General features: G+C 64.0%; 27 protein-coding genes and 1 tRNA gene. 19 read left to right on the forward strand and 9 right to left on the reverse strand.

Annotated elements, in window-relative coordinates:
* Positions 1–9: 9 nt before the first annotated feature.
* Together NOV72_RS24500 and NOV72_RS24505 are read left to right on the forward strand one after the other, a co-directional pair.
* Complete coding sequence (locus tag NOV72_RS24500; RefSeq protein ID WP_106857146.1) at positions 10–948, forward strand: EamA family transporter; 939 nt, start codon at positions 10–12, stop codon at positions 946–948.
* A gap of 247 nt (positions 949–1,195) precedes the next feature.
* A complete protein-coding gene (locus tag NOV72_RS24505) occupies positions 1,196–1,978 on the forward strand; it encodes a DUF4397 domain-containing protein (protein ID WP_106857185.1) in 783 nt (260 codons plus the stop codon).
* A 183-nt stretch (positions 1,979–2,161) separates the two neighbouring features.
* Here the strand turns inward: NOV72_RS24505 and NOV72_RS24510 are convergent, their stop codons facing one another.
* A complete protein-coding gene (locus tag NOV72_RS24510; protein WP_016344885.1) occupies positions 2,162–2,296 on the reverse strand; it encodes an entericidin A/B family lipoprotein in 135 nt (44 codons plus the stop codon).
* 182 nt (positions 2,297–2,478) lie between these two features.
* Entirely contained in the window at positions 2,479–3,984 is a 1,506-nt protein-coding gene (locus tag NOV72_RS24515; protein ID WP_106857147.1) for a sensor histidine kinase, read from the reverse strand.
* Positions 3,985–4,132: 148 nt separating this feature from the next.
* On the opposite strand from NOV72_RS24515, the gene NOV72_RS24520 reads away from it, so the two are divergent.
* From NOV72_RS24520 to NOV72_RS24540, 5 genes are all read left to right on the forward strand, one after another.
* The gene (locus NOV72_RS24520) at positions 4,133–4,309 is read left to right on the forward strand and encodes a DUF1328 domain-containing protein (RefSeq protein ID WP_008350561.1); all 177 of its coding nucleotides are present in this window, start codon (positions 4,133–4,135) and stop codon (positions 4,307–4,309) included.
* A gap of 54 nt (positions 4,310–4,363) precedes the next feature.
* Entirely contained in the window at positions 4,364–4,525 is a 162-nt protein-coding gene (locus NOV72_RS24525; RefSeq protein ID WP_016344888.1) for a DUF1328 family protein, read from the forward strand.
* A 197-nt stretch (positions 4,526–4,722) separates the two neighbouring features.
* Positions 4,723–5,298, forward strand: coding sequence for a ferritin-like domain-containing protein (locus NOV72_RS24530; protein WP_106857148.1), 576 nt, complete (start codon positions 4,723–4,725; stop codon positions 5,296–5,298).
* Between the two features lie 96 nt (positions 5,299–5,394).
* The gene (locus NOV72_RS24535; RefSeq protein ID WP_106857149.1) at positions 5,395–6,027 is read left to right on the forward strand and encodes a response regulator; all 633 of its coding nucleotides are present in this window, start codon (positions 5,395–5,397) and stop codon (positions 6,025–6,027) included.
* 44 nt (positions 6,028–6,071) lie between these two features.
* Positions 6,072–6,536 (forward strand): response regulator, encoded by a 465-nt coding sequence (locus NOV72_RS24540; RefSeq protein WP_106857150.1) that lies wholly within the window; start codon positions 6,072–6,074, stop codon positions 6,534–6,536.
* Here NOV72_RS24540 and NOV72_RS24545 read toward each other — a convergent pair.
* On the reverse strand, positions 6,491–7,309 hold the full coding sequence (locus tag NOV72_RS24545) for a phosphodiesterase (RefSeq protein ID WP_106857151.1): 819 nt from the start codon (positions 7,307–7,309) through the stop codon (positions 6,491–6,493). The two genes, NOV72_RS24540 and NOV72_RS24545, sit on opposite strands and share 46 nt — an antisense overlap.
* Positions 7,310–7,343: 34 nt before the next feature.
* Positions 7,344–7,697, reverse strand: a complete 354-nt coding sequence (locus NOV72_RS24550) for a hypothetical protein (protein ID WP_106857152.1) — start codon at positions 7,695–7,697, stop codon at positions 7,344–7,346.
* 179 nt (positions 7,698–7,876) lie between these two features.
* Between NOV72_RS24550 and NOV72_RS24555 the strand changes: the two genes are divergently transcribed.
* The 3 genes from NOV72_RS24555 (at position 7,877) to NOV72_RS32075 (ending at position 9,061) form a co-directional block, all read left to right on the forward strand.
* Positions 7,877–8,161: a hypothetical protein gene (locus tag NOV72_RS24555; RefSeq protein WP_106857186.1), complete on the forward strand. Its 285-nt coding sequence runs from the start codon at positions 7,877–7,879 to the stop codon at positions 8,159–8,161.
* Between the two features lie 109 nt (positions 8,162–8,270).
* On the forward strand, positions 8,271–8,483 hold the full coding sequence (locus tag NOV72_RS24560) for a hypothetical protein (protein ID WP_106857153.1): 213 nt from the start codon (positions 8,271–8,273) through the stop codon (positions 8,481–8,483).
* A 74-nt stretch (positions 8,484–8,557) separates the two neighbouring features.
* Positions 8,558–9,061, forward strand: a complete 504-nt coding sequence (locus NOV72_RS32075; protein ID WP_146150041.1) for a hypothetical protein — start codon at positions 8,558–8,560, stop codon at positions 9,059–9,061.
* Positions 9,062–9,545: 484 nt separating this feature from the next.
* Here NOV72_RS32075 and NOV72_RS24570 read toward each other — a convergent pair.
* A tRNA-Leu gene (locus NOV72_RS24570) sits at positions 9,546–9,630 on the reverse strand.
* A gap of 169 nt (positions 9,631–9,799) precedes the next feature.
* On the opposite strand from NOV72_RS24570, the gene NOV72_RS24575 reads away from it, so the two are divergent.
* Complete coding sequence (locus NOV72_RS24575) at positions 9,800–10,252, forward strand: metallophosphoesterase family protein (RefSeq protein WP_106857155.1); 453 nt, start codon at positions 9,800–9,802, stop codon at positions 10,250–10,252.
* 51 nt (positions 10,253–10,303) lie between these two features.
* Here NOV72_RS24575 and proP read toward each other — a convergent pair whose 3' ends face one another.
* From proP to argA, 3 genes are all read right to left on the reverse strand, one after another.
* Positions 10,304–11,779, reverse strand: a complete 1,476-nt coding sequence (proP, locus tag NOV72_RS24580; RefSeq protein ID WP_106857156.1) for a glycine betaine/L-proline transporter ProP — start codon at positions 11,777–11,779, stop codon at positions 10,304–10,306.
* A 661-nt stretch (positions 11,780–12,440) separates the two neighbouring features.
* Positions 12,441–12,713 (reverse strand): oxidative damage protection protein, encoded by a 273-nt coding sequence (locus NOV72_RS24585; protein WP_106857157.1) that lies wholly within the window; start codon positions 12,711–12,713, stop codon positions 12,441–12,443.
* 57 nt (positions 12,714–12,770) lie between these two features.
* Entirely contained in the window at positions 12,771–14,141 is a 1,371-nt protein-coding gene (gene argA, locus NOV72_RS24590; RefSeq protein WP_106857158.1) for an amino-acid N-acetyltransferase, read from the reverse strand.
* 22 nt (positions 14,142–14,163) lie between these two features.
* Here argA and hrpA point away from each other — a divergent pair, with 22 nt between their 5' ends.
* The 6 genes from hrpA to NOV72_RS24620 all read left to right on the forward strand — a co-directional run bounded on the left by hrpA (position 14,164) and on the right by NOV72_RS24620 (position 23,394).
* The gene (gene hrpA, locus NOV72_RS24595) at positions 14,164–18,693 is read left to right on the forward strand and encodes an ATP-dependent RNA helicase HrpA (RefSeq protein ID WP_245933138.1); all 4,530 of its coding nucleotides are present in this window, start codon (positions 14,164–14,166) and stop codon (positions 18,691–18,693) included.
* A 137-nt stretch (positions 18,694–18,830) separates the two neighbouring features.
* The gene (locus NOV72_RS24600; protein ID WP_106857160.1) at positions 18,831–19,844 is read left to right on the forward strand and encodes a YVTN family beta-propeller repeat protein; all 1,014 of its coding nucleotides are present in this window, start codon (positions 18,831–18,833) and stop codon (positions 19,842–19,844) included.
* A gap of 83 nt (positions 19,845–19,927) precedes the next feature.
* Complete coding sequence (locus tag NOV72_RS24605; protein WP_106857161.1) at positions 19,928–20,947, forward strand: sterol desaturase family protein; 1,020 nt, start codon at positions 19,928–19,930, stop codon at positions 20,945–20,947.
* A 75-nt stretch (positions 20,948–21,022) separates the two neighbouring features.
* Entirely contained in the window at positions 21,023–21,874 is an 852-nt protein-coding gene (locus tag NOV72_RS24610; RefSeq protein ID WP_106857162.1) for an EI24 domain-containing protein, read from the forward strand.
* 15 nt (positions 21,875–21,889) lie between these two features.
* On the forward strand, positions 21,890–22,702 hold the full coding sequence (locus NOV72_RS24615) for a competence/damage-inducible protein A (protein ID WP_106857163.1): 813 nt from the start codon (positions 21,890–21,892) through the stop codon (positions 22,700–22,702).
* Positions 22,699–23,394, forward strand: coding sequence for a copper homeostasis protein CutC (locus NOV72_RS24620; protein ID WP_106857164.1), 696 nt, complete (start codon positions 22,699–22,701; stop codon positions 23,392–23,394). Before NOV72_RS24615 ends, NOV72_RS24620 begins: the two co-directional genes overlap by 4 nt.
* A gap of 9 nt (positions 23,395–23,403) precedes the next feature.
* Here the strand turns inward: NOV72_RS24620 and NOV72_RS24625 are convergent, their stop codons facing one another.
* Complete coding sequence (locus NOV72_RS24625) at positions 23,404–23,868, reverse strand: rhodanese-like domain-containing protein (protein ID WP_106857165.1); 465 nt, start codon at positions 23,866–23,868, stop codon at positions 23,404–23,406.
* A gap of 328 nt (positions 23,869–24,196) precedes the next feature.
* On the opposite strand from NOV72_RS24625, the gene glnA reads away from it, so the two are divergent.
* Positions 24,197–25,612: a type I glutamate--ammonia ligase gene (gene glnA / locus NOV72_RS24630; protein WP_061119874.1), complete on the forward strand. Its 1,416-nt coding sequence runs from the start codon at positions 24,197–24,199 to the stop codon at positions 25,610–25,612.
* 162 nt (positions 25,613–25,774) lie between these two features.
* Entirely contained in the window at positions 25,775–26,917 is a 1,143-nt protein-coding gene (glnL, locus tag NOV72_RS24635) for a nitrogen regulation protein NR(II) (protein ID WP_106857166.1), read from the forward strand.
* Positions 26,918–26,947 lie beyond the last annotated feature (30 nt).

The raw sequence follows: 26,947 nt of genomic DNA on the forward strand, positions 1-26,947 counted from the left end.
GAGTAATGCATGTCCGCTTTGCCGCCGCGTCTGCCGTTCAGTTTCCCCGACCGTTTTCCGTTTCGCGCGCCGCGTTCGTTCAAGGGGCAGGTCGCGCTTGCGCTGGCCGTCGTCTATCTCGTATGGGGCTCGACGTATCTCGGGATTCATCTGTCGCTCGAGTCGTTTCCGCCGCTCATGCTCGGCGGCCTGCGCAATCTGTGCGCGGGCGTCGGGCTTTTCGCGATCGCCGTGCATCGCAAGGCGCTGTGGCCCAGCGCGCGGGAAGTGCGCAATGCGGCGATCGTCGGGACTTTGCTGGAGGGCTTGTCGAGCGGGATGATGGCCTACGGCATGCGCACGGTCGGCACCGGCACGGCCGCGGTCATGGTGGCCACGGTGCCGCTCTTCGCGACGATCTTCACCGCGCTCGCCGGGCGCGGCGTCGCGAAGGGCGAATGGTTCGCCGTGGCGCTGGGCCTGATCGGCATCGTGCTGCTGAATCACGGCGATCCTTCGCCGAGCTCGACGGCCGGCACGCTGGCGATTCTTTGCGCCGCGATTTTCTGGGCGGGCGGCGCGCATCTCGCGACGCGTCTGCCGCAGCCTTCGGATCTGCTGATGTCGACGGCTTTGCAGATCGGGCTCGGCGGCCTGATCGCGACGGCGATCGCGCTGGCCTCGGGCGAGCGCCTGACGCACGTGAGCGCCGGCGCGGGATTTTCGTTCGTGTATCTCGTGGTGATCGGATCGATGGCGGCGTATGTCGCGTACAACTTCCTGATCCGCAATACGAGCACGATCGTCGCGACGAGTTGCCTTTACGTGAATCCGATCGTCGCCGTGATGCTGGGTGCGTTGCTGCTCGGCGAGCTCATCACGCAGTGGACCGTCATCGCGACGGTCGTCATTCTGCTTTCCGTCGGGCTTTCCTTCTGGTTCGATTACCGGCGGCGCGGGCTGGTTTGATCGCATCTTCCTTGTAAAAGACACATCGGCGGATGCAGCGTCGCGGCGTGCATTCCACGCCTGCCGAGCAATTCCTCTAACTAATGTCAAACCCTTGTGGCACAAGGCTCGCCGGGGAGCGGGCGAAGTCTTCGCACCGCATCGGGGCATGGGCATTGCTCAACGCTGGCACCCGCATCGGCGGCACGCCGGCGTCGATGTGGATAACGAAGTGGTCAATCAAATCAAAACAAAGGAAGGTGGAACCATGAAGCTCATCCGCACCGCTGCCGCGCTCGCCGCCGTCGCCGCCATGCTCTCCGCTTGCGGCGGAAGCTCCGACGATGTCGGCAAGGAAATCGGCGTCACTCAGCCGCAGGTTCATTTCGTCCACGCGATTCCGAGCGGCCCGAACGTCGACTTCTACGACAACGGCAAGATCCTGCAGCCGAACCTCGCCTACAAGGCGGTGACCAACTTCGCGAACATCGACACGGGCCAGCACAACTTCTCCTACGCGGCCGTGAACACGACGACGCAGCTCGCCACCGACACGAGCATCTCGAACGCGGCGAAAGGGCACGAGTACACGGTGATCGCGCTGCCGGACGCGGGCTTCGTGCCGTCGATCGCGGTGATCGACGATCCTTTCGACAAGGGCCTGCTGTCGAGCAGCGCGCGGGTGCGCGCGTTCAACGCGTCGACGAACGCGCCGAATCTCGACGTCTATCTCGTCGCGCCGGGGACGAACATCGCGAGCGTCAGCCCGACGATGGCGGGCGTCGCCTACAAGAACGCCGTGCCCGCGACGACGCAGGATTCCCTCTACGTCTCCGGCGGCACGTATCAACTGATCGCGACGCTGCCGGGCTCGAAGACGCCGGTCTATACGTCGGCATCGTTCGATCTCGTCAACAACGCGGACTGGCTCGTGACGACGCTGCCTTCGGGGAACGCGGCCTCGCAACTCGTGCCGGAGAAAATCCGCGTGCTGGTCGCGCAGGGCGGCAACACGCAGCAGCCGGCGCTGGAGTTGCCCGACACGCAATGACGTTCCGCGCACGATGCGACGAAGCCCGGCCACGCAGCATCGGCCGGGCTTTTTGCATTTCGCGCGTGGCGGCGGCGCATAAAAAAATCCCGCCACGCGAACGTGGCGGGAAGACAGGGAACTACATCAACGCTATGGAACGCCTGAACGCGTGCGCCGCAACGATGCGGCGCGAGTCGCCCGTTACTTGTGCTCTTCGGCGGAATTCGAAATGGCCTGACCGCCCTTCGAGATGTCCTGGCCGGCTCCCGAGACGGTGTTGCAGCCCGCGAGAGCCGCCGTGCCTGCAATCAGCAGTAGAGCGATGAGTCGAGTCATGTTTATTCCCCTTGGAGTTGAAATGCGTGACTGGAATCGGGTTCGCGCATCGTGTCTGGTGGCGGACGCCTTTCGTCTCGCATACCGGTGTGAACAATCATAAAAAAATCGGTCGGTCTCAGGCTGTAGGCACGCATGCGATTTTGCTGTCGGCGGCGTCTGCATTCGATGTCGGCATCGTCCTACGCGGATGGCGCGACGAGCGGCGCATCCGCGCTGCGCTCGCGCGGCATCGACACGCTGATCGCCGTGCCGTGCGGCGACGCGCGCTCGATCTCGAAGCGCCCGCCGCGCGCCGACACCCGCTGACGCATGCCGGTGAGCCCATGCGTCTGCGTGCGCTTGAGATCCTGCGGCCGGATGCCGATGCCGTCGTCGATGATCGAGAGCGAAACGTGCTCGTCATGGACATCGAGCGTCACGCGGATGCGGCTCGCGCGCGCGTATTTCGCCGCGTTCGTCAGCGTCTCCTGCGCGACCCGGAAGAGCGCGATCTCGATCGCCTCGCCGAGCTTCACGTCCTCGCCCGGCAGATCGAACTCGACGCTCCAGCCGTTGCGTTGCGCGGCTTCATCGGCGAGCGAGCGCAACGCCGTCACGAGACCGAAATTGGCGAGCACGGTCGGCCGCATGTCCTCGATGATGCGCCGCTTGAGCGCGATGCCCTGATCCAGATTGCCGAGCGCGCGGGCGAGTTTTTCGGCCATCGCGGGTTCCGTGTCCTTCAGCTTGCCGCGCACCCACGCGACATCCATCTTGCTCGCGGTGAGAATCGAGCCGAGTTCGTCGTGCAGTTCGCGGGCGAGCTCGGTCTTCTCGTTCTCGCTGACCGATTGCAGGTGCCACGCGAGCGCTTCGAGCTGGCGCGTGCGCGCGAACACGAGTTGATCGAGCTCTTCCTGCTGCGTGATGAGCGCCTTCTGCACGCGCGCCTGCTTGTCGAGCTGAATGCCCAGATTGCGAAAAAGCAGGATGAACAACACGATGTTGAGCGCGCACAACGCGCCGACGCACAGCGTCGAGATGCGCTGATCGGCGCGGCTCGCGTCGAGGGCGCGCTGGGCGCGCCGTTCCTCGTTCAGACGCAAGAGCGACAGCGCCGCGTCGAACGTCGCGCTCGTGTCGGGCGGCGGCAGCGCGAGCGCGCGCTCGTGCGCGGCGGCGTCCGTCGGCGAGTCGGCGAGGCGCACGGCGCCTTGCGCGATTTCATCGGTGGCGGCGGCGCGGATCTGCGCGAAGCTCGCGAGCGCGGTGTCGTCGCCGATGCGCCGGTAGTACGCATCGAGCCACGCCAGCGTGCGGCGCACGCGCTCCGCCGTCGCCTTGAAATGCGCCGGAAACGCGCCGTCGGCCTTCAGCGCGAAACCGCGCTCGTCGGCGGTGAGGGTGGCGATGTCGGCGGCGAGCATCGAAAGTTGCGCCGTCGCGCCTTTCGCTTCGAGCGCGGTTTCGTATTCCGACGCGATCCGCATGCGCCCCGATTCCAGAATGATCAGCCCGCCCACGGTGATGACGATCGCGACGGTCATCGCGACCGCCCAGCTATAGCGGCGCATCCATTCGTTCAAGCGCGCCGCGCGGCGCGCGATGCCGGCCGGCGCGGGCGGCGGCGCGGGTTCGCCGGCCGCGAAGGGCGGCACGTCGTCGGGCAGGATCGTCGGTATCGCGGCGGGCGGTACGTGGCTCATGGTGTCGTCGGTTCGGCGTTTCACGGCGGGCAGCCGATTGAAAGCAAGTGTCGGTGGATTCCCACAGCAAAAAAGGAGCCTGCCCGGATGCGCCACGCGGCGGGCGTCGCTAGCATGGTTCCGTCATCCATTCTTACGGGGAACGATCATGCTGAAGTGGGCCTTGTTTTTCGCGATCGTGGCCGTGATCGCCGGCGTGCTGGGCTTTACGGGCGTCGCCGCCGGCGCCGCCGCCATCGCCAAATTCCTGTTCGTGCTCTTCCTGATCCTGTGCGTCGTGTTCCTGGTGCTGGGCTTCGTCGTCACGAAAAAAGCCATCGATTAGCGGCGCTTCGTCAGCGACGCCGGACCGTTCTCAACCCTTCATGAAGGAGCTCACATGCTTCATTACGCTGCCGTCTTCTTCGTCATCGCCATCATTGCCGCCGTGTTCGGCTTTACGGGCATCGCGGCCGGCGCGGCGGAAATCGCGAAGATTCTTTTCTTCATTTTTCTCGTCGTGTTCGTGGTCACCTTGCTGCTCGGCGTGTTCCGGACATGACGCGCGTTTCAGGGCGAAAGCCATGAACCATCAGGCCGCGCGCGGGCGTCACGATCCTCGCGCGGCTTTTTCGCGGGATCAGGCATGGCGCATGCATCGGAGCCTCTGATTGGATAGCAGGGGTCTATGCACACCGGATTTGCAAGGACCTGCTCCAGCGAAACGTCATCTCACCCCATCACTGAGGAGCGAACCAAATGTCCAAATCGTCTGCTGTAAAAGCCGAGTCGAGCCAGTCTTCGGGCGCTTTCGTCCTGGATGTCGAAAAAATTCGCGCCGATGCCCGGCAGCACATGGACGAAGGCGCGGTGACGACCGGCTACGGCGCCGACCGCGAGACGGTGCTGAAGCTGCTCAACGACTCGCTCGCCACGGAAATCGTCTGCACGCTGCGCTACAAGCGCCATTACTTCATGGCGAAGGGCATTCACTCGGAAGCCGTCGCGCAGGAGTTTCTGGAGCACGCGAACGAGGAACAGGAGCACGCCGATACGCTCGCGGAGCGCATCGTGCAACTGGGCGGCGCGCCGAATTTCGCGCCGGACGGCCTCTCGTCGCGCTCGCATTCCGAGTACAACGAGGGCAAGGATCTGATCGACATGATCCGCGAGAATTTGATCGCGGAGCGCATCGCGATCGATACGTATCGCGAGATCATCCGCTATCTCGGCGACAAGGACGTCACGACGCGCCGCATCTTCGAGGACATTCTGGCGGTCGAGGAAGAACACGCCGACGACATGGCCGATCTCCTGGAAGGCCGTAACGGGTAAGGGCGACGTCGCCGGGTGCGCGGCGAGCGCATCCGGCGCATGCATGCAATGACCGATCAACTACTACAAGAGCGTCCGGCAGCGCGGACGACGCGAATGATTCGAGTCTTGATAGCCGACGACCACGCGATCGTGCGCAGCGGGTTCAGGCAATTCGTCGCGGACGAGCCCGACATGGAAGTCGCGGGCGAAGCCGCTACCGGCGACGAAGCCATCGCGCTCGTGCGCGCGCAGGCGTTCGACGTCGTGCTGCTCGACATCGCGATGCCGGACAAGAACGGCGTCGACACCTTGCGCGTCATCAAGCAGATCCGGCCGGAGCAGGGCGTGCTGATGCTTTCGGGTTTTCCGGAGAGCCAGTACGCGATCAACCTGCTGAAGGCGGGCGCGAACGGCTATCTGAACAAGGACGCCGCGCCCGACGAGATCGTGCGCGCGATCCGCACCGTCGCGCGGGGGCATCGTTATTTGTCGGAGTTCATCGCGGATGCGCTCGCCGACAAGCTCGACAAGCCCGCCGCCGAGCGGCCGCACGAACTGCTGTCGGAGCGCGAGTTCCAGATATTCTGCAAGCTCGCGGGCGGCCAGATTCCGACGGAAATCGCGCAGGAACTGCATCTTTCGGTGAAGACGGTGAGCACGTATCGCGCGCGCGTGCTCGAAAAAATGCGGCTCTCCAACAACGCCGATCTCACGTATTACGCGATCAAAAACGGGCTGATCGAATAGCGGCGCAGTTTCGAGGCCGCGAGCACTGCCGGAGGGCGCCCGACGTGGGCAATCACATCACCCCTGACGACCGAAGCGGGCAGCCGGACGCGCGGCGGGCGCCGCTCGCGGTGCTGCTGATCGAGGATTCGCCGCTGATCCGCCGCAGCCTGACCGAGGCGATCGAAGCGCTCGGGCCGTGGCGCGTGACCGCGTTCGCCGATGCGCCGGACGACGCGATCGCGCTCTTGTCGTCGCAGGCGTTCGACGCGGTGATCGTCGATCTGCAACTGAAGCGCGGCTCGGGCATCGAGGTGCTCGCGTGGCTCGAGGAATGCGGCGCGGCGCGCTCGCCGGGCGCGTTCGTCGCGGTGCTGACCAATCATGCGCTGCCGACTTATCGCGAGCGGTGCCTGCAATACGGCGTGCGTCATTTTTTCGACAAGTCGCTCGAATTCGATCGCGTGCTCGACGCGCTATGCGACTACGCGCGCGAGCGCCGCTGGAAAAGCTGCGGACCGCCGCCCTGATCCACGCTCAAGCAATGCGTGACGAGTCCGAGGTCGGCGCGCCACAGATGCAGCCCGAACGCCGGCGGCTCCATGACGAACGCGTCGGGGCCGTCGGGCTTCAGTTGCAGCGCGACCTGATGCGCGGTCGATGGCGCGCACCAAACGAGCGTGCCGCCGAACCGCACACCGATGGCCCGATGCACATGACCGCACACGATGCGCTCGACGTTCGCATGACGGCGCACGAGCGCGTCGAGCGCGCGGGTGTCGTCGGGCGCGAGGCGGATGTCGTCCATGAAGCCGATGCCGCACGCGATCGGCGGATGATGCATGCCGATGACAACAGGCCGGTCGCGGCACGCGTCGAGCTGCGCTTCGAGCCAGGCGAGGCGCGCGGCGCACAGACGCCCCGCGCCCGAGCCGGGATCGAGCGTGTCGAGCGCGATCACGCGGACTTCGCCGACATCGAATGCGTATTGCACGAAACCGTCGTGGCCCGCGAGCTCGGGGCGATCGGCGAATACCGCGCGCAGGTTCGCGCGGTCGTCGTGATTGCCGACGATCACATGCCACGGAATCGCGAGCGTATCGAGCAGCGTGCGCAGATGCCGGTATTCGTCGATACCGCCCGCATCGACGAGATCGCCCGTGACGAGCACGGCGTCGGGGCGGGGATCGAACGCGTTGAGTGCGTCGATCGCGCGGGCGAGAAAGGCGGCCGTATCGACGCGGCCGTAGGCGAGCGTGCCCGGCGCGGTGATGTGCAGATCGCTGATCTGGGCGAGCAGCATGCGCGTGGTCTCCTCGTCGCGGGCGGTTCGACGTTTATTCGTCGGATGCGACCGGCGGCTTCGGCGCGAGCTTCGCGGGGACGAGCCACTGGAAGCCGGTCATCGACGTTTCGCTGAAGGTGCATTCGGCGGCGGCGGGCACCATCGCCGGTTTGGTGGCGGGCGGCTTCGGCGGATTCTGGATCGTGCCGTGCACGACCACCCGCAAGCCATGATAACTCGTGCCGGAACCGGTGATTTTGAGGGGCGCGCTGGCGGCGTCGGGATAATCCGCGCGCACCTTGTCCTTGCAGGCTTCGGCGTTCTTGTAATAGGACGTGCAGCCGGCGAGATATGCGAGCGGAATCGTGAGCAGGGCGAGCAGCAGGTGACGGGTGCGAGGGTTCATCGATGAATTCGGTCGGTGCCCGATGCCGCGAGGGATCGGAGCGGAAAGAGGACGGGCGAAACTTTATATCATGCGCGCCGCGGGAGGGCCGGGCCGGCGCTTGTTTTATCGCGCGATGCGGTAGCACAATCGGCTCTGTCATTCGATCCGCGCGTTTTGCACCGATGGAGACGACCGCCATGCAGAAGGACATCGAAGTAGGCGATTACCTGCTCGCCATGCAGGCCTTACCGAAGCCGATCGAGGCCGACGGCGAAGCGGACGCGGCCCCGTCCGAAGGCTACGCGATCCGCGTGCGCGTGACGCGGCTCGACCGCAAGCCGGTGCACGGTTCGACGCTCGCCGACGACTCCGGCGAAATGACGGGCGATCACGGACCGTTCGAGACCGTCGCCGAGGCGATCGCGCACGGCGAGGCGTGGGGACGGCATTACGTCGCGCGGGTTCTCGGCCATGCGGTGTAGCGGCGAGGGCCACGAAAGAGGGGAAACGCTCCCCGCGTGAGGCGGGTGCAGCGCGGGGGCGGGCATCGCTAGACTCTGGTTCATCGACCGGAACATCGCCGAGATTGCCATGACGCCCGTTGCCCTCTACATCACCCCGAACTACATCGCGTCGGTGCGCAGCGGCAAGTCGCGCGACTGCTTCGGCGGGACGGTGCGATTCATCGGCGTGGACGCGCTGCCGTTCGATATCGAGCACGTGTGCCTGCTGGATCGCGATACGGCGATCGAGGCGCTGTTCGATGCGGTGCGGGACGCGGAGCGGTTGTTGAATGCGGTGTGAGGGTGTGCTCAAGATTTCGGAAGGCGGGTCGTTAATACGACGACCCAAACCTTTTCCGACAACAAGAACCACGAATGGCACTGAAATCTCTTGCAAGCGCAGTCGCGTTGTCCCTGTTTCTCTCCGGATGCCTCTCGACCGTACCGGACATCGAATCGCCCCATGCGGGCAGCGTCCAGACGACGCAGCAGGTCGCCAACGGCATCCAGTCCCCGACGATCGACAGTAACGGCGTTCTCCTTACGCCATGGGTTCGCAGCGCGATGATGTCCGCATTTGCGATGCGCGCCGCGCATCTCGGACTTCGAATCGATCCGAACGGCGTGCCGGTCCGGATCCGCATTACGAGCGTCCGATCGAAGTCGGACGCGGCGCGTATCGGTTTCAATTTTCTCGATGGCGCCGAGTGGCTGTCGGGAACGGTGACGGTCGGCGACGCCAGCTTCGACGTTCAGGAGGACACGTGGCTGTACTGGATGCCGACGGGGTATCGGAGCATTCAGGATGTCGCGGATGCCGTGGGGAAGCAGGTTGCCAACGGCGTGGCGATGGTGGGGAGGATGCCGTTGAAGGATTGAGAGGCGGGTTAGGGCACTGTCTGGAACAACGGGCAATAGAAGCCGACGCGAAGATCGGCCTTTCCGTTCAGTGCTCGGCATTTCGATCAGCGTTGTCGGTGAGCAAGTCAGATACCCATTCGGGAAACCATCTGTTGCGAGCACTGAATTCGTAGCATGACTAAGCAGACGCAAGTTCGCCAGATCGGGCGATTTCGAGCACGTTACCGTTGGAGTCGATTAGCTTAAGGAAACGTCAGCGGAGCACTGTTCGAACCCGCGATTTCATGCGCGGCCCGACTCAGCGCAATGTTTGGCGCGCGTTGAGGGAGTCCGGATGGTTCGCCCGAGTTTGCATCATCGCTCGTCGCGCGTGCTGCGACCTCAGGGAAAGGCATCCTCAATTTGTCCCCAGCGCGACCGGGCCCTCGATCCAAAACAAAAAACCCGAAAGCCTTACGCTGTCGGGGTTTCTGTCAAACTCGGGTGCTACTGAAATACCACTTGGTGCCGGGGACCGGACTCGAACCGGCAAGCCGTGAGGCGGCGGATTTTAAGTCCGCTATGTTTACCAATTTCATCACCCCGGCAGGGCGGACGCGATTCTACCATTGCCCGACATCGCGCCAAAGCCGCGCCCGCCGCCGGCACGCACACCGTTCGACAACGTTCCGGGCCTCCCGCATAATCGGCGGCACCGATTCCGGCGCGAGGACACACGATGAGCAAGAACCGGCTCGACGCATTCGAGCAAACGTGATGCGAGTCGGCGTCATCTCCGATACGCACAACCTCGTGCGCCCCGAAGCGCTCGACGCATTGCGCGGCTGCGCGCACGTCATTCACGCGGGCGATATCTGCAGGCACGACGTGCTCGATGCGCTCGCGTCGGTCGCGCCGCTTACCGTCGTGCGCGGCAACAACGATATCGGCGATGACGTCGCCCGATTGCCCGAGCACGTGCGCATCGAACTGGGAGGCGCGACGATCCACGTCGTTCACGATATCGCCGACGTGCCGAAGCAACTCGACGGCATCGACGTCGTCGTGACGGGGCACTCGCACAAGCCGCTGATCGAGACGCGCGACGGCGTGCTCTTCGTGAATCCCGGCAGCGCGGGGCCGCGCCGTTTCAAGTTGCCGATCACGCTCGCATTGCTCGAGATCGACGGCGGCAAGCCGCAAGCGCGCATCGTGCAACTCGCGACGTAAAAAAGCCGGCGCATCGGGCGCCGGCTTTCTCACGATCACATCACACCGCTATCAGGCGCGCACGGTGCCTTCCGGGAACGCATCGTCCATTTCGGCGGCTTCACGATGCCCACGCAGGATCGCGTGCGCTTCCGACTTCGTCGCCACCGACGGCGGCGAACCCTTCAGCGGCTTCTTCGCCGTTTCATGCAGCGCGAGAACCGACACGATACCGATCAGCGATGCGCCCATCAAATAGTACGCGGGCATCATCAGGTTGCCGGTCTTGTCGACGAGCCACGCCGTGACGAGCGGCGTCGTGCCGCCGAAGAGCGACACCGACACGTTGAAGCCGATCGCGAGCGCGCCGTAGCGGATCTTCGTCGGGAAGAGGGCCGGCAGCGACGAAGGCATCACGCCCGTGAACGTCGACAGAAGCGCGCCGAGAATCATCATGCCCGCGAAAATCGACGGAACCGTGCCCATGCGAATCAGCGAAAGCGCCGGAATCGACAGCACCAGCAGGCCGATACAACCCGCGAGCATCACCGGCTTGCGGCCGATCGTATCCGACAGACGGCCGGCGAAGAGCGTCAGCGGCATCATCAGCACCATCACGACGAGCACGATGAAGAGGCCGTGCGTCTCGTTGAACTTGAGCGTCGCCGACAAATAGCTCGGCAAATACGAAAGCGCCATGTAGTCGGTCACGTTGAAGATCAGCACGAGGCCCACGCATTGCAGCAGCGGCTTCCATTGCTGAAGCAGCGTTTCGCGGAACTGCTCTTTGGTCGTTTCGTGCGACACCGCTTCCGCCTTTTCGGCTTCGCGCTGGAACGCGGGCGTTTCTTCGAGCTTCATCCGGATATACAGACCGATCAGGCCGAGCGGACCCGCGATCATGAACGGAATGCGCCAGCCCCACGACAGCAGTTCTTTTTCCGACATCACCGCCGTCAGCACCGCGACCACGCCCGCGCCGAGCACATAGCCGACGAGCGTGCCGAACTCGAGGAAGCTCGACATGAAGCCGCGCTTCTTGTCCGGCGAGAATTCGGCGATGAAGGTCGCCGCGCCGCCGTACTCGCCGCCCGTCGAGAAGCCCTGCACGAGACGCGCGACGAGCAGCAGCACCGGCGCCATCACGCCGATCGACTCGTAGCTCGGAATGATGCCGATACAGAACGTGCCGACGGCCATCATGATCATCGTCATCGCGAGCACGCGCTTGCGGCCGATGCGGTCACCCAGCGGGCCGAACACCATGCCGCCGATCGGGCGCACGAGGAACGCGGCCGCGAACGTGCCGAAGGTCGCGAGCAACTGCGCCGCCGGGCTGCTCGACGGGAAAAACACCTTGCCGAGCGTCACGGCGATATAGCTGTACACGCCGAAATCGAACCATTCCATCGCATTGCCGATGGCCATGGCGCCGACCGCGCGCTTGAGCAGGGACTGATCGACGATGGTGATGTCGTCGAGCGTGAGATCGGACTTCTGACTCGATGAATCGTGTTTGCGCCAAAGGCCCTCGTGTAGAGAAGACATAGTTCGAAAAACTCCGTATTCGATCCCGAGAACTCGCGTGGAGCTTCGGGCGCGCCGTCGAAAGAGGGCGCGTATTGCCGGGACAGTGCAGTTTCGCGACGGCGCCGCTTTGCATCGCGGGAAACGGACGCCAATGGCTCCGCGCAGCATCAGAATGAAGCAGATGCTGAAGATCGAAAAGCAAGCGCGGTGCCGGTGCTTCGCAGTGGGTCGCGAAATTGCACTCGGATAAACAAACGAATTTGACGTGCGGACGGCGAACCCAGTGAAGAATCTGAGCTGCCGCGGATGGGCCGCGACGTCGGCGAAAAAACAACCTGAGACGAAAAAGGCCGGCGTTGTTGCTAAAGAACCGACGCGCCTCTTTGTATGAAAACTGTCACTACCACGCTGTGTCCGAAAAGCGATGCGCCGGACTCATGCGCGTGAATGATGGTGAATTGCTGTTGATAACGAACAAGATGATAACACGATGCCAGAAGATGTGCAAACCGGCCCGTCGCGGCAAGCCTCGGCGGGCGGCGCAATCCCTTGCCTGGTCTACGATTCCGCCCAATTTAATGAGATTCGTCTGATGTTCCAATCGGAACATTTTGCCCGTGCGCAGGCAACAAAAAACCGGCCACGCGGGCCGGTTCTTGCGAGACGACGAGCCGCGATTTCAGCTTTGCGGCGGCACGAAGCCCGAAGCCGTGTCGGCGCCTTCGCCAAAGAAATATTTCTCGGTCTGCTTGATGAGGTACTGGCGCGCGCGCGGATCGGCCATGTTCAGGCGATTCTCGTTGATGAGCATCGTCTGCTGCTTGAGCCAGCCTTGCCAGGCTTCCTTCGAGATCGTTTCGTAGATGCGCTTGCCGAGCTCGCCCGGCAGCGGCGGAAAGTCGAGTCCTTCGGCTTCCTTGCCGAGCTTCGCGCATTGAACCATTCGGGCCATTGTGAGTTTCTCCTCTGTATCGGGGGCGAAGCGCGGTTCGCGCTTCTCAGATCGTATTCAAAGCTGTTTCATCAGGACGAGCGACTTGCGCTGCCAGTTGTAGAGGCGCCGGCGATCCTCGGGCAGATCGTCCACGGTCACCTTCACGAAGCCGCGCTTCAGGAACCAGTGCTCGGTGCGCGTCGTCAGCACGAAGATACGCGTGAGGCCGCGCGCCCGCGCGCGCTGTTCGATGCGCTTGAGCAAGCGCTCGCCGTCGCCCGAACCTTGCGCTTCCGGCGCGACGGTCAGGCACGCCATCTCGCCGATGCGTTCCTGCGTGTACGGATAGAGCGCCGCGCAGCCGAACAGCACGCCATCGTGCTCGATGACGGAGAAGTGGTCGATATCGCGCTCGATCTGGTGACGCCCGCGCCGCACGAGCGTGCCATCGGTTTCGAGCGGCTCGATCAGCGTGAGAATGCCGCCGACGTCGTCCGGCGTCGCTTCGCGCAGGCTTTCGAGGTTCTCGTACGAGATCATCGTGCCGACGCCGTCGTGCAGGAACAGTTCGAGCAGCACGCTGCCGTCGAGGCTGTACGGAATGATGTGGCCGCGCGCCACGCCGCCGCGGCACGCGCGCACTGTATGCTTCAGATAGAACGCCGTGTCGCCTTGCAACTCGCCGCTTTCCTGCAGGCGATAGGCGTCGTCGAGCGACATTTCGCGGATGAGTTCGTTTTCCGAATCGACGAGGCCCGGAATTTCGGTCACGAAGATGATCTTGTCGGCGCGCAGCGCGATGGCGGCGGCGGACGCGACATCTTCCATCGACAGATTGAACGCTTCGCCCGTCGGCGAGAAGCCGAGCGACGACAGCAGCACCAGCTTGTTCGACGCGAGCGACTGGCGGATGGAGTCGCCGTCGATTTTGCGCACGACGCCCGTGTGCTGGAAATCGACGCCATCCAGAATGCCGACCGGCCGCGCCGTCACGAAGTTGCCCGACACCACGCTGATGTGCGCGTGCGCCATCGGCGTGTTCGGCAAGCCCTGGCTGATTGCGGCCTCGATATCCAGACGCACTTCGCCGGCCGCTTCCTTCGCGGATTCGAGCGCGCGCAGATCGGTGATGCGCAGGCCATGCGAAAACGACGATTCCACGCCGTGAAGGCTCAACTGCTCGTCGAGCTGCGGGCGCGAGCCGTGCACCAGCACGACGTGGATGCCCATGGCGTGCAGCAGGCCGACGTCCTGCACGAGCGCGTTCAGGCGCCCTTCCTGCACCAGCTCGCCGCCGAACGCCACGACGAAAGTCTTGTTCCGGAACGCGTGAATATACGGCGCGACGGAGCGCATCCAGTCGACGAACTGGGCGTGGGGATCGGGCGCTTCGGGCTCGGGTGCCGGCTGCGACGCGGTCATCGTGAGGTCGGTTTGGGAATTCATCCCGGGATTATAATGCGACGCTATGCCGAATGTTTCTCGTCCATCACGTCCCGATCAGGCGGGCCAGTCTCAGTCCGCCGATAAATCCCTCGATACTCAGGAGCAGTTGCGACAACTGCGTGAAAATCTGCTGCGCGACGCGCGGGAGGGCGGGGGCGCGTCCGGCGATTCCGGCGCGTTGAGCAAGAAGGAACTGGCCGCGCGGCGGTTTGCGGGCGTGAAAGCGGGTGCCGCTGCGGCTTCCGAGCAAGCTGCTCAGCCGAAAGAGCGGCAGCGTCCGGAGCCTGCGAAGGTTTCGCCGCCGCAAGCCGATCCGCGTCCGCAGTCGGCGAAGAAGACGTCGCCACAACAATCCGATCAGCGTCCGCGTAAATCGCGCGATGACGCGCGCGCATCGGCGCAGCCTACTTCGCAGCCGCAGCCGCAGCCGCAGCCGCAGCCGCAGTCGCAGTCGCAGCCGCAGCCGCAGCCGCAACAGAAACCGCAACCGCAACCGCAACCGCAACCGCAACCGCAGCCGCAACCGCAGCCGCAACCGCAACCCCAAGCCAAACGTGAAGGTCAGGGCGATCGTCCGCAACGGCCCGTTCAAAACCGACCGGCCGAAGCGCGCGCCCCGCGTGTCGCCGAACGGCGGGACGAAGCGCCGAAATCAGCACGTCCGTCCGAAACACGCGAGCCGCGCGAAGCGAGACAGCCACGCGCGCCACGCATCGTCACGCCGAATCCGATCCCACCGATCACCTTCCCCGAAGCGCTGCCCGTTTCCGGCCGGCGCGAGGAAATCGCACGCGCGATCGCGGCGAATCAGGTCGTGATCGTGAGCGGCGAAACCGGCTCGGGCAAAACCACGCAGCTTCCGAAAATCTGTCTCGCGCTCGGGCGCGGTCTCGGCGCGGGCGGCAGCGGTCTCATCGGTCACACGCAGCCGCGCCGGATCGCCGCGTCGGCGACGGGAAGGCGCATCGCGGAAGAACTCGGCACGCCGTTCGGGGAAGTCGTCGGCTACAAGGTGCGCTTCACGGACAATCTCGCGCCGGGCGCGTCCGTCAAGCTGATGACCGACGGCATTCTGCTCGCGGAAACGCAGACCGATCCGCTGCTGAACGCGTACGACACGATCATCATCGACGAGGCGCACGAGCGCAGCCTCAACATCGACTTTCTGCTCGGCTATCTGAAGGAAGTTCTGCCCAAGCGCCCCGACCTGAAGCTGATCGTCACGTCGGCGACCATCGACGCCGAGCGTTTCGCGCGCCATTTCGGCAGCGACGAAAAGCCCGCGCCGGTGATCGAGGTGAGCGGGAGGCTGTATCCGGTGGAAGTGCGCTATCGGCCGATCCAGGAAGAAAGCGAGGCGATCAAGAATGCGCAAGGCACGCTCGGCAAGCGCAACGATCGCAAGGCCGACCGCGATCTGATGGAAGCCATCGTCGATGCCGTCGATGAACTCTGCCGCGTCGGTCCCGGCGACGTGCTCGTGTTTCTGCCCGGCGAGCGCGAAATCCGCGACGCGGCGGAAGCGCTGCGCAAGCACCATCCGCCGCACACGGAAATCCTGCCGCTCTTCGCGCGTTTGAGCGCGCAGGAGCAGGAGCGCGTGTTCAAGCCGTCGAACGCGCGGCGCATCGTGCTCGCGACCAACGTGGCGGAGACGTCGCTGACGGTGCCGGGCATTCGCTACGTCGTCGATACCGGCATGGCGCGCGTGAAGCGCTATTCGTATCGCAACAAGGTCGAGCAGTTGCAGATCGAGCCGGTGTCGCAGGCGGCGGCGAATCAGCGCGCGGGCCGCTGCGGGCGTGTCGCGGACGGCGTGTGCGTGCGACTGTTCGACGAAGCCGATTTCCAGTCGCGGCCGCGCTTCACCGATCCGGAAATCCTGCGCTCGTCGCTCGCAGCCGTGATTCTGCGCATGAAGTCGCTGCATCTGACGGCGATCGAAACCTTTCCGTTCATCGAGCCGCCGCCGGGCCGCGCGGTCGCGGACGGCTATCAGTTGCTGAACGAACTCGGCGCCGTCGATGACGACAACGCGCTCACGCCGCTCGGCCGCGAGCTCGCGCGCCTGCCGCTCGATCCGCGCGTCGGCCGCATGATTCTCGCCGCGCGCGATCATCACGCGCTGAAGGAAGTGCTGGTCATCGCGTCGGCGGTGTCGGTGCAGGATCCGCGCGACCGGCCGATCGAGGCGCAGGAGCAGGCGGATCAGGCGCACCGGCAGTTCGTCGACGAGCGCTCCGAGTTTCTGCAATGGACGCGCATCTGGAAGTGGTTCGAAGACGCCGTCGCGCACAAGAAGTCGAACAAGCAGCTCGCCGACGCGTGCCGCGCGAATTTTCTGTCGCATCTGCGGCTGCGCGAATGGCGCGACGTGCATTCGCAATTGCTGACGGTCGTGCGCGAGCACGGCTGGCGCCTGAACGAATCCGATGCGACCTTCGAGCAGGTGCATCTTTCGCTGTTGACGGGTCTGCTCGGCAACGTCGGATTGAAAGCCGACGACGAGCCGCATTATCTCGGCGCACGCGGCATCAAGTTTCATCTGTGGCCGGGCTCGGCGCTCCTGAAGAAAGCGGGGCGCTGGGTGATGGCGGGCGAACTCGTCGAAACGAGCCGGCTGTATGCGCGCACGATCGCGAAGATCGAGCCGGAATGGCTTGAAACCGTCGGCGCGCATCTGCTGAAGACGTCGCTGTCCGATTCGCATTGGGAGAAAAAGGCCGCGCAGGTCGTCGCGTACGAGCGCGCGACGCTCTACGGGCTGACCGTCTACGCGCGCCGCCGCGTGAGTTTCGGCAAGCAGGATCCGAAATACGCGCGCGAGCTGTTTATCCGCGGCGCGCTCGTCGAAGGCGAATTCGAGACGCGTCTGCCGTTTTTCGCGCACAACCGCAAGCTGGTCGCGGACATCGAGCAACTGGAGCACAAGTCGCGCCGCCAGGACGTGCTCGTCGACGATGAACTCATCTACGGCTTCTACGATTCGCTGATTCCCGACGGCATGTGGACGGGCGCGGCGTTCGAGCGCTGGTATCGCGACGAGCAGAAAAAGGAGGGCAACGAGAAGCTGCTGTTCCTCTCGCGCGACGACCTGATGCGCCACGAAGCCGCCGGCGTCACGACCGACCTGTTCCCGAAGCGCATGACGATGTCGGGCATCGAGATGTCGCTCACGTATCACTTCGAGCCGGGCTCGCCGCGCGACGGCGTCACGCTCGCGGTGCCGCTCTACGGGCTCAATCAGGTCGATGCGCGCCGCGTCGAGTGGCTCGTGCCCGGCATGATCAAGGAGAAGGCGCAACTGCTGTTGAAGTCGCTGCCGCAGAAACTGCGCCGTCACGTCGTGCCGTTGCCGGAATACGCGGCGGGCTTCGCCGGGCGTCACGCGGGGCCGAAGTTCGGCGCGGGCGCGCTCGTCGATTCGCTCATCGCCGATATTCGGGAGCAGACGCAGATCGCCGTGAAAAGCGCGGATTTCAAGCTCGAAACGCTGCCCGCGCATCTGTTCATGAACTTCAAGGTGATCGACGAGCACGGCCGCCAGCTCGCGATGGGCCGCAATCTCGCGCAGTTGCGCACGGAACTCGGCGGTCAGGCGCAGCAGCAGTTCCAGAAGCTGACGTCGGTCGCCGCGCTCGATGCGCTCACCGGCGAAACCAGCCCGCCGCAGACGCAACCGGCGGGCGTCGGCACCGCGCTTTACGAAAACCTCACCACCTGGAATTTCGGCAAGCTGCCCGAATTGCTGGAAATCCGCCGTCGCGGGCAGACGCTCTTCGGTTATCCGGCGCTCGTCGATCGCGGCACGCATTGCGACGTCGAAGTATTCGATTCGCCCGAGGAAGCGGCGCGTATTCACCGCGCGGGATTGCGGCGGCTCTTCGCGCTGCAATTGCGCGAGCCGATTCGCTATCTGGAGAAGAATCTGCCGGGTTTGCGCGAAATGTCGATGCAATACATGGCGCTCGGCACGGCGGACGAATTGCGCGACCAGATCGTCGAGACGGCGCTCGATCGCGCGTGCCTGCAAGACCCGCCGCCCGACGACGACGCCAGCTTCCACGCCCGCCGCGACGCCGCGAAAGGGCGTCTCACGCTGCTCGCGAACGAAATCGCCCGTCTCGTCGGCACGATCCTGGCCGAATACGCGGCGCTCGCGAAAAAGCTGGCGCAGGCGAAGACGTTCGCGTCGGCGTATGCGGACATGCAGGCGCAGGTCTCCGCGCTCATCGGCAAGCGTTTTGTCATCGACACGCCGTATGCGCAGCTCGCGCACTTTCCGCGCTATCTGAAGGGAATCGGCCTGCGCATCGACAAGCTCAAGGCCGATCCGGCCCGCGACGCGCGTCTTTCCGCCGATCTGCAACCGCTCGCGCAGCATTATCAGCGCGCGATTTCGCAGCGTGGCGGCGTCGCGGATGCGCGGCTTTCCGAGTATCGCTGGCTGCTGGAAGAACTGCGCGTATCGCTGTTCGCGCAGGAATTGCGCACGCCGATGCCGGTTTCGGTGAAACGGCTCCACAAGGTCTGGGAATCGATGCAGCGCTGAGCGTCGGCCGGAAGGCGCGCCGAAGCCGGCTATTTCTTGCGCCGATTCAGCGTATTGCGCAAAAAGCCGCAGCCGGTCAACGCGCCGCGCGAAGCAAACGTTCTACAATGACGCCTGCCTTCCGAAGCCTATTTTCCATGCGCAATATTTTCCTTTCCGGCCGCTTCCGCGCGGCCGCCGCACGCACGGCGCTCGCCGCCGGCGCCGCTCTCGTCGCAACCGCGGCATTCGCCAACAATGTCATCGTGCTCAATTCGGCGGAAGCCACGCTGAGCCTGATCGACGAAAACACGCATCAGGTCGTCGGCACCGTGCCGACCGGCAAGGAGCCGCACCACCTGATGCCGCTGCCCGACAATTCGTCGCTGATCGTCGCGAATTCGGTGTCGAACAATCTGATGTTCGTCGATCCGAAAACCGGCGCTTTCCAGCGCTGGGTGCAGAACATCGAAGACCCGTATCAACTCGGCTTCTCGCCGGACAGAAAATGGTTCGTGTCGACGGGCCTGCGTCTCGATCGCCTCGACATCTATCATTTCGACGGCAAGAACCTGAGCATCGCGAAGCGCCTGCCGCTCGCGACGATGCCGAGCCACATCGCGTTCACGAACGACAGTTCGACCGCGTTCATTTCGCTGCAGGTGTCCGGTGAAATCGCCGCGATCGACCTGGCGACGCAGACCGTCAAATGGAAGATGAAGGTCGGCAAGGTGCCCGCCGGCGTCTGGCTCACGCCGCAGGACAAGTATCTGCTCGTCGGCATGACGGGTTCGGACTACGTGGCCGTGGTCGACTGGCGCAACCAGAAGGTCGTCAAGACCATCACGACGGGCGAGGGCGCGCACAACTTCCGCTCGATGGTCGACGGCAAGCACGTTCTGGTGTCGAATCGTGTCGCCAACACGATCAGCATCATCGACGAGGACTCGCTCACGAACGTCGGCAACATCACCGGTCTGCTGCCCGGCCCGGACGACATGGAACTTTCCGCCGACAAAAAGTATCTGTGGGTTACGTTCCGCTTCGCGAAGCACGTCGGCGTGATCGACCTCGCGAATCGTAAGCTGATCGAAACCATCAAGGTCGGCCGCTCGCCCCACGGCATCTACTTCTACAACCGCGCACCGGTGACGGCGCCGAACGGGGCGTAAGCCGAGCAGAGGGCGCCTCGCGCGCCCTATACTCAATTGAGGAAGGCCGGCGCACCGGACGGCCGCAAGCACCACGGAGCACCATGTTTCATTCCATTCTTTCGTCGCTGGACGGTCTCGTTTCCTGGCTGCAGACGCTTCTTTACGTCGATGCCGTGCAGCCGGTGCTGTACAAGATCGGCATGATGGACTACGACGAGGACACGTACGACGCACTCTATTGGGTGATCGTCGGCGTGCTGGAAGTGCTCGCGATGTACGCGATCCTGCGCCCGCTCGAAGCGTTCCGTCCCGCGGAGGAATGGAAGGACCGCAAAGGCGTGCGGGTGGACGTGCTCTACACGTGGATCGTCAAGCTCGGCATCCTCAACCTGTTCTTCTTCTTCACGTTCCAGCCGCTCTTCGATTCGATGCAGAGCTGGCTGCGCATCCATAACGTGCCGAATCTCGAAATCGACAACCTGTGGCCCGGCGTCACGACGCAGCCGCTCGTCACGTTCGTCATTTATCTGCTGATCCTCGATTTCGCCGGCTACTGGTATCACCGCCTGGAGCATCGCGTCGGGATCTGGTGGGAACTGCACGCCGTGCATCACAGCCAGCAGAAGATGTCGCTCTGGACGGACGATCGCAACCATCTGCTCGACGACATTCTTCAGGCGAGCTTTTTCGCCTGTGTTGCGCTCGTGATCGGCGTGGAGCCTTCGCAGTTCGTCGTGCTCGTCGCCATCACGAATTTCATGCAGAGCGTGCAGCACGCGAACATCCGGCTGCACTTCGGCTGGCTGTTCGACCGCATTGTCGTGAGTCCGGCGTTCCATCGACGCCACCATGCGATCGGCTTCGGTCACGAAGGCACGACGTACGGCTGCAACTTCGGCGTGCTGTTCTCGTTCTGGGACATCCTGTTCCGCTCGGCTTCGTTCGACCGCACCGTCGAGCCGACCGGCATCCGCGACCAGCTCGGCGCGCCGGGCGTGAAGCCGGTGCATTACGGCGACGGTTTCGTCGAGCAGCACTGGCTCGCGTTCAAGCGCATCGCCGCGCGCGTTTCCACGCGGCGCGCGGGCGCGTCCCCTTCGGATAGCTCGGCGGCCGTCTGACGGTTTCGTGCAGACCGGCGCCCGCGTGCGGCGCTGGTTTATCCTGTCGGTTCCTCTTTCTTCTACGTAACACGCATGAGTGACTTGCTGCGTTCGTTCGTGCGCGCGCTTGCGAACGTCTTTCATCCGCGCATGCTCTGGCTGACGCTGATGCCCTTCGGCGTCGCCACGCTGGTGTGGGGCGCGGTGCTCTGGTTCTTCTGGCAGACGCTCACGGGCGCCGCGAATAGCTGGCTCGACGGCTGGGGCCTCACGTCCGCGATGTACCGCCTCTTCGACACGGTCGGCTTCTCGTCGCTGCACGCGGTGATCGCGCCGTTTCTCGTCGTCATCATGACGGTGCCGCTGATCGTCGTCACGGTGCTGCTTCTGATCGCGACGCTCTCGATGCCCGGCGTCGTCAAGCTGCTCACGCGGCGGCCGAGGGGGCACTACGCGTCGCTCGAAGAACGGCGCGGCGGCTCGTGGTACGGCAGTCTCGGGCATTCGGTGGTGACCACCGTCGTGTGTCTCGTGCTCTTGGTGGTCACGCTGCCCTTGTGGCTGATTCCGCCGTTCTTCGCGCTGATTCCGCCGCTGCTGTGGGGCTGGCTGACCTATCGAGTGATGACGTACGACGCGCTCGCGCTGCATGCCAGCGCGGAAGAGCGCCGCGCAATCGTGCGCGACGCGCGATGGCCCTTGCTCGCGATCGGCATCGTGAGCGGGCTTCTCAGCTCCGTGCCGACGATGCTCTGGGCGTGGTCCGTCTGGCTTCTGCCGCTCTTTCCGGTCGTCGCCGCCGTGACGATCTGGGCGTATGCGTTCATCCTCGTGTTTTCGGCGCTGTGGTTCGCGCATTACTGCCTGCACGCGCTCGAGCGGCTGCGCGCGAGCGAGCCGCACTATCCGGCGATCACGGTCGAATCCCGCGACGTTTCACTGTAAGAACAAGGGGCATTCATGGGCATTGGCGTCATCATCATCGGCGACGAGATCCTGTCCGGCCGCCGCACCGACAAGCATCTGCCGAAAATCATCGAACTGCTGAGTGCGCGCGGCCTGTCGCTCGACTGGGCCGAATACGTCGGCGACGACCCCGCGCGCATCACCGCGACGCTCGCGCGAACGTTCGCGTCCGGCGACATCGTTTTTTCGACGGGCGGCATCGGCGCGACGCCGGACGATCACACGCGCCAGTGCGCCGCGAAGGCGCTCGGCGTGCCGCTCGCGCTGCATCCGGAAGCGGCCGAACTGATCCGCGCGCGCATCCGCGACACGGCGGGCGACAAGCCGGCCGATCTCGAATCGCCGGAGAATCTGCATCGCCTGAACATGGGCACGTTTCCGCAGGGCGCGCAGATCATTCCGAACAGCTACAACAAGATTCCCGGTTTCTCTGTCGGCGAGCATCACTTCGTGCCGGGCTTTCCGGTGATGGCCTGGCCGATGATCGAATGGGTGCTCGACACGAAGTACGCGCATCTGCATCACGCGACGCCGCATGTCGAGCGCTCGCTGCTCGTGTTCGGGCTGCCGGAATCGCGCATCACGCCGCTGATGGTGACGATCGAGCGCGATTTCGACGGCGTGCGCGCGTTCAGCCTGCCGAGCGTCGGCGATGCGGCGCGCGGGACGCTTTACGCGCGCTCGCACATCGACCTGGGCGTGAAGGGCGATCCGGACAAGGCGAACGCGGCGTTCGAGGTGCTGCGCGAGGGGGTGATCGCGCTGGGCGGCGAAATCGTCGAAGTGCCGCCGGAGGAAGCGAAATGACGTTGCTGGAAATCATCGCGACCACGGTCGCGGACGCGCGCGCGGCGGAACGCGGCGGCGCGAACCGGCTGGAGCTCATCACCGCGATGGGCGAGGGCGGCCTGACGCCGAGCATCGGGCTGATCGAAGAAGTGATCGATGCGGTCGGCATTCCGGTGAACGTGATCGTGCGGCCGCACAGCCGCTCGTTCGTCTACGATGCCGACGACTACGCGGTCATCATCCGCGACGTGCGCGCCATTGCGAAGACGCGGGCCAACGCGATCGTCGTCGGCATGCTGAACGCGAATGGCGATATCGATACGGACGGCCTCGCGCGCGTGATCGACGCGGCGGACGGCCTGCCGCTCACGTTTCACCGCGCATTCGACGAAGCGCGCGATCTCTTCGCCGTGTTCGACACGCTCTTGACATGCGATGCCGTGACGAACGTGTTGACGTCGGGCGGCAAGCCGTCGGTGCTGGAAGCGCAGACGACGATTGCGAAACTCGTCGAAAGAGCGAAGGGCACGCACTGCACGGTCCTCGCCGGCGCCGGACTGACTGTCGAGGCGGTTGCGCCGTTCGCGGCATCGACGGGCGTGCGCGCGGTGCACTTCGGCTCGGGCGTGCGCGTCGATGGAAAGGGGCTCGCGCCCGTCGATGAAGAGCGGGTCAGGCGCGTGCGGACATTGCTCGACGCACCGCGTTGAGCGAACCGCTCACGCCCCGATCCACGGCAGCTTGCGAAAACACCATCCCGACACCGTTTTTCGATGCCCTTGCCCATCCTTGTCGCCTTCGAAGCCTTCGAGCAGGTCGTACGCCTGCGCGTATCCCTCTTTCTGCGCCGCGACGGCCGCGAGCTTCGAGCGCGCGGCGCTGCGGCACAAAAACACGACAGGCGTATCCGGAGTGGCGACCTGTCGCAATTGTTCGATAAACTCGGCATTCGGTACTGAGCCGGGGTAGCGGATCCACTCGATGTGCGCGTACTGCGCGCCATCGATGGCCGGACGGCCGACCCAGTCCAGTTCGGCGCGTGTGCGAACATCGACGAGACGCACGCGCGGATCGAGTTGCAGGAGTTCGAAGGCTTCGGCTGGCGAGAACGCGCCCGCGTAGGTCAGGTTGTTCTCGGCCGCGCGTTTTCCGGCCTGGCTATAGAGTTGTTCGAGCGTGCTCATGGCGCATCAGTCTCCGTTAAAGCGCAAAGATTCATTCTAGCGTGCGGTAGGAGTCGTCCGGGTCATGCGCGAAACTGGTGCATCGTATGATCAATGCACCGAAAAGGTGATTGCACAAAACTGAACAAACGAGCGCGCACCGAAAGAGTGCGTCTCCAATTTGCGGCGCAGCAAAGGCCGCTTCAAAACGCGCGCTGCTTCAAGCGCTTAGCGCAAAGATGGTGCGCTTGGCACGGAAGCTGCTTTTCCATCCTCGATTGAATCGATGTACAGGATTGGTCGGGGCGGCGAAGCGATTCGCCGACTTTTGTTAATCAGGAGATAGGTAATGAGTAAATCCGTGGCCGACGTCATGCAACTCGTCAAGGACGAGGACGTCAAGTTCGTCGACTTCCGCTTCACCGACACGCGCGGCAAAGAACAACACGTTTCCGTGCCGGTCTCGGCATTCGACGAAGACAAATTTGAAAGCGGCCACGCTTTCGACGGTTCGTCCATCGCAGGCTGGAAGGGCATCGAAGCGTCGGACATGCTGCTCGTGCCGGATGCGGACACGGCCTTCATCGACCCGTTCTATGAAGAGTCCACGCTGGTTCTGACCTGCGACGTGGTCGAGCCCGCCGACGGCAAGGGCTACGAGCGCGACCCGCGTTCGCTCGCGCGCCGCGCGGAAGCCTATCTCAAGAGCTCGGGCCTGGGCGACACCGCGTTCTTCGGTCCGGAGCCGGAATTCTTCATTTTCGATTCGGTGCAGTGGAACACGGACCAGTCGGGCACGTTCGTGAAGATAGGCTCGGAAGAAGCGCCGTGGTCGTCGGCGAAGGAATTCGAAGGCGGCAACACCGGCCACCGTCCGGGCACGAAGGGCGGTTACTTCCCGGTCGCGCCGGTCGACACGTTCCAGGACATCCGCTCGGAAATGTGTCTGCTGCTCGAACAGATCGGCATCCCGGTCGAAGTGCATCACCACGAAGTGGCGGGCCAGGGCCAGAACGAAATCGGCACCAAGTTCTCGACGCTGGTGCAGCGCGCGGACTGGCTGCAGCAGATGAAGTACATCATCCATAACGTGGCGCACACGTATGGCAAGACGGCGACCTTCATGCCGAAGCCGATCGTCGGCGACAACGGTTCGGGCATGCACGTCCACCAGTCGATCTGGAAGGACGGCCAAAACCTGTTCGCGGGCAATGGCTACGCGGGCCTGTCGGAATTCGCGCTGTTCTACATCGGCGGCATCATCAAGCACGCGCGCGCGCTGAACGCGATCACGAACCCGGGCACCAACTCGTACAAGCGTCTCGTGCCGCACTTCGAAGCGCCCGTGAAGCTGGCTTACTCGGCTCGCAACCGCTCGGCATCGATCCGTATTCCGCACGTCTCCAACCCGAAGGGCCGCCGTATCGAAACGCGCTTCCCGGATCCGCTGGCGAATCCGTACCTGTGCTTCTCCGCGCTGATGATGGCGGGTCTCGACGGCGTGCAGAACAAGATTCATCCGGGCGAAGCCGCGGACAAGAATCTGTACGACCTGCCGCCGGAAGAAGACAAGAAGATCCCGACCGTGTGCGCGGGCCTCGACCAGGCACTCGACGCGCTCGACGCGGATCGCGAGTTCCTGACGCGCGGCGGCGTGTTCACGGATTCGATGCTCGACGCCTACATCGAACTGAAGACGAACGAGCTGCAGCGTTATCGTCAGGCGGTGCATCCGATCGAATTCGAAATGTACTACTCGCTGTAAGCAACATGATCGAAGCGCGTTTTGTCGTGAGCAGTTCGATGAGGCGCGCGACGCATGCGATGCAGTGAAAAAAAGGGACGGCGCGCCGTCCCTTTTTTAATCGCCGCAATGTCATAGATCGAGAAGAAGATCGGTGTCACGAACGACCTCAACCATTGCACGATGGTGCTAAAGAACCTCATCAAGGCGCGCAAGGGTCACGCCGATGCGCTGACCGACAACGCGCAACTGGCGGCAAGCGGACTGCTTCCGGGTTTCGAAGCGCTGCCCACGAACGTGCTCGTGCTGGACATGCGCAATCTCAGGATCGCGTATGCGAACCCATCGGCGGAAGCGATGCTGGAAATGTCGCGCAAGCAGTTGACGCAGATGAACTGGCCCGAGCTCTTCGCGAACGCGGACGAACTGGCGACCACGATCGCGTCGATCGCGGAGAACCGCTTCAACGCGACGCGGCTCGACGCGGTGCTCGAACGCCAGAGCCGCGAGCCGGTGCATGTGCATGCGATCGTCGGCTATCTCGAGGCGGCGCCGGAGTTCGTGCTGCTCGAACTGTTCGAGAACGAGCGCCACATGCGCACGGACCGCGAAGAGCGCATTCACGATCTCACCGCCGTCAACAAGCAACTGATCCGCAATCTCGCGCACGAGATCAAGAATCCGCTCGGCGGCATCCGCGGCGCGGCGCAGTTGCTCGAATTCGAGCTTGGCGCGCGCGAACGCGACGAGCTGCGCGAGTACACGCAGGTCATCATCAAGGAATCGGATCGCCTGCAGACGCTCGTCGACCGGTTGCTGGAGCCGCACCGGCATCCGCATATCGTCGGCGACGTGAACATCCACGAAGTGTGCGAGCGCGTGCGCGCCGTGATTCTCGCGGAGTTTCCGCGCGGCCTCACGATCGAGCGCGACTACGACGTGAGCGTGCCCGACCTGCGCGGCGACAAGGAGCAACTGATTCAGGCGCTGCTCAACATCGTGCGCAACGCGGCCGAAGCGCTGAGGGAGCGCATTTCACAAGGCGATGCGAGGATCGAACTGCGCACGCGCATCGCGCGCAAGGTCACGATCGGCAAGAAGCTGCACAAACTGGCACTGGACTTGCATATCACTGACAACGGTCCGGGCATCCCCAGCGAAATCCGCGACCGGATCTTCTTCCCGCTCGTATCGGGCAGGGAAGACGGCAGCGGCCTCGGTCTCACGCTCGCGCAATCGTTCGTGCATCAGCACGATGGTTTGATCGAAGTCGAGAGCCGGCCGGGTTGCACCGAGTTCGCCATCCTGTTGCCGTTTGAGAATTGATCACGATCGACCAGCGACGTCACGCGAAGC

The organism is Caballeronia novacaledonica (assembly GCF_900258035.1).
Taxonomy (GTDB): Bacteria; Pseudomonadota; Gammaproteobacteria; order Burkholderiales; family Burkholderiaceae; genus Caballeronia; species Caballeronia novacaledonica.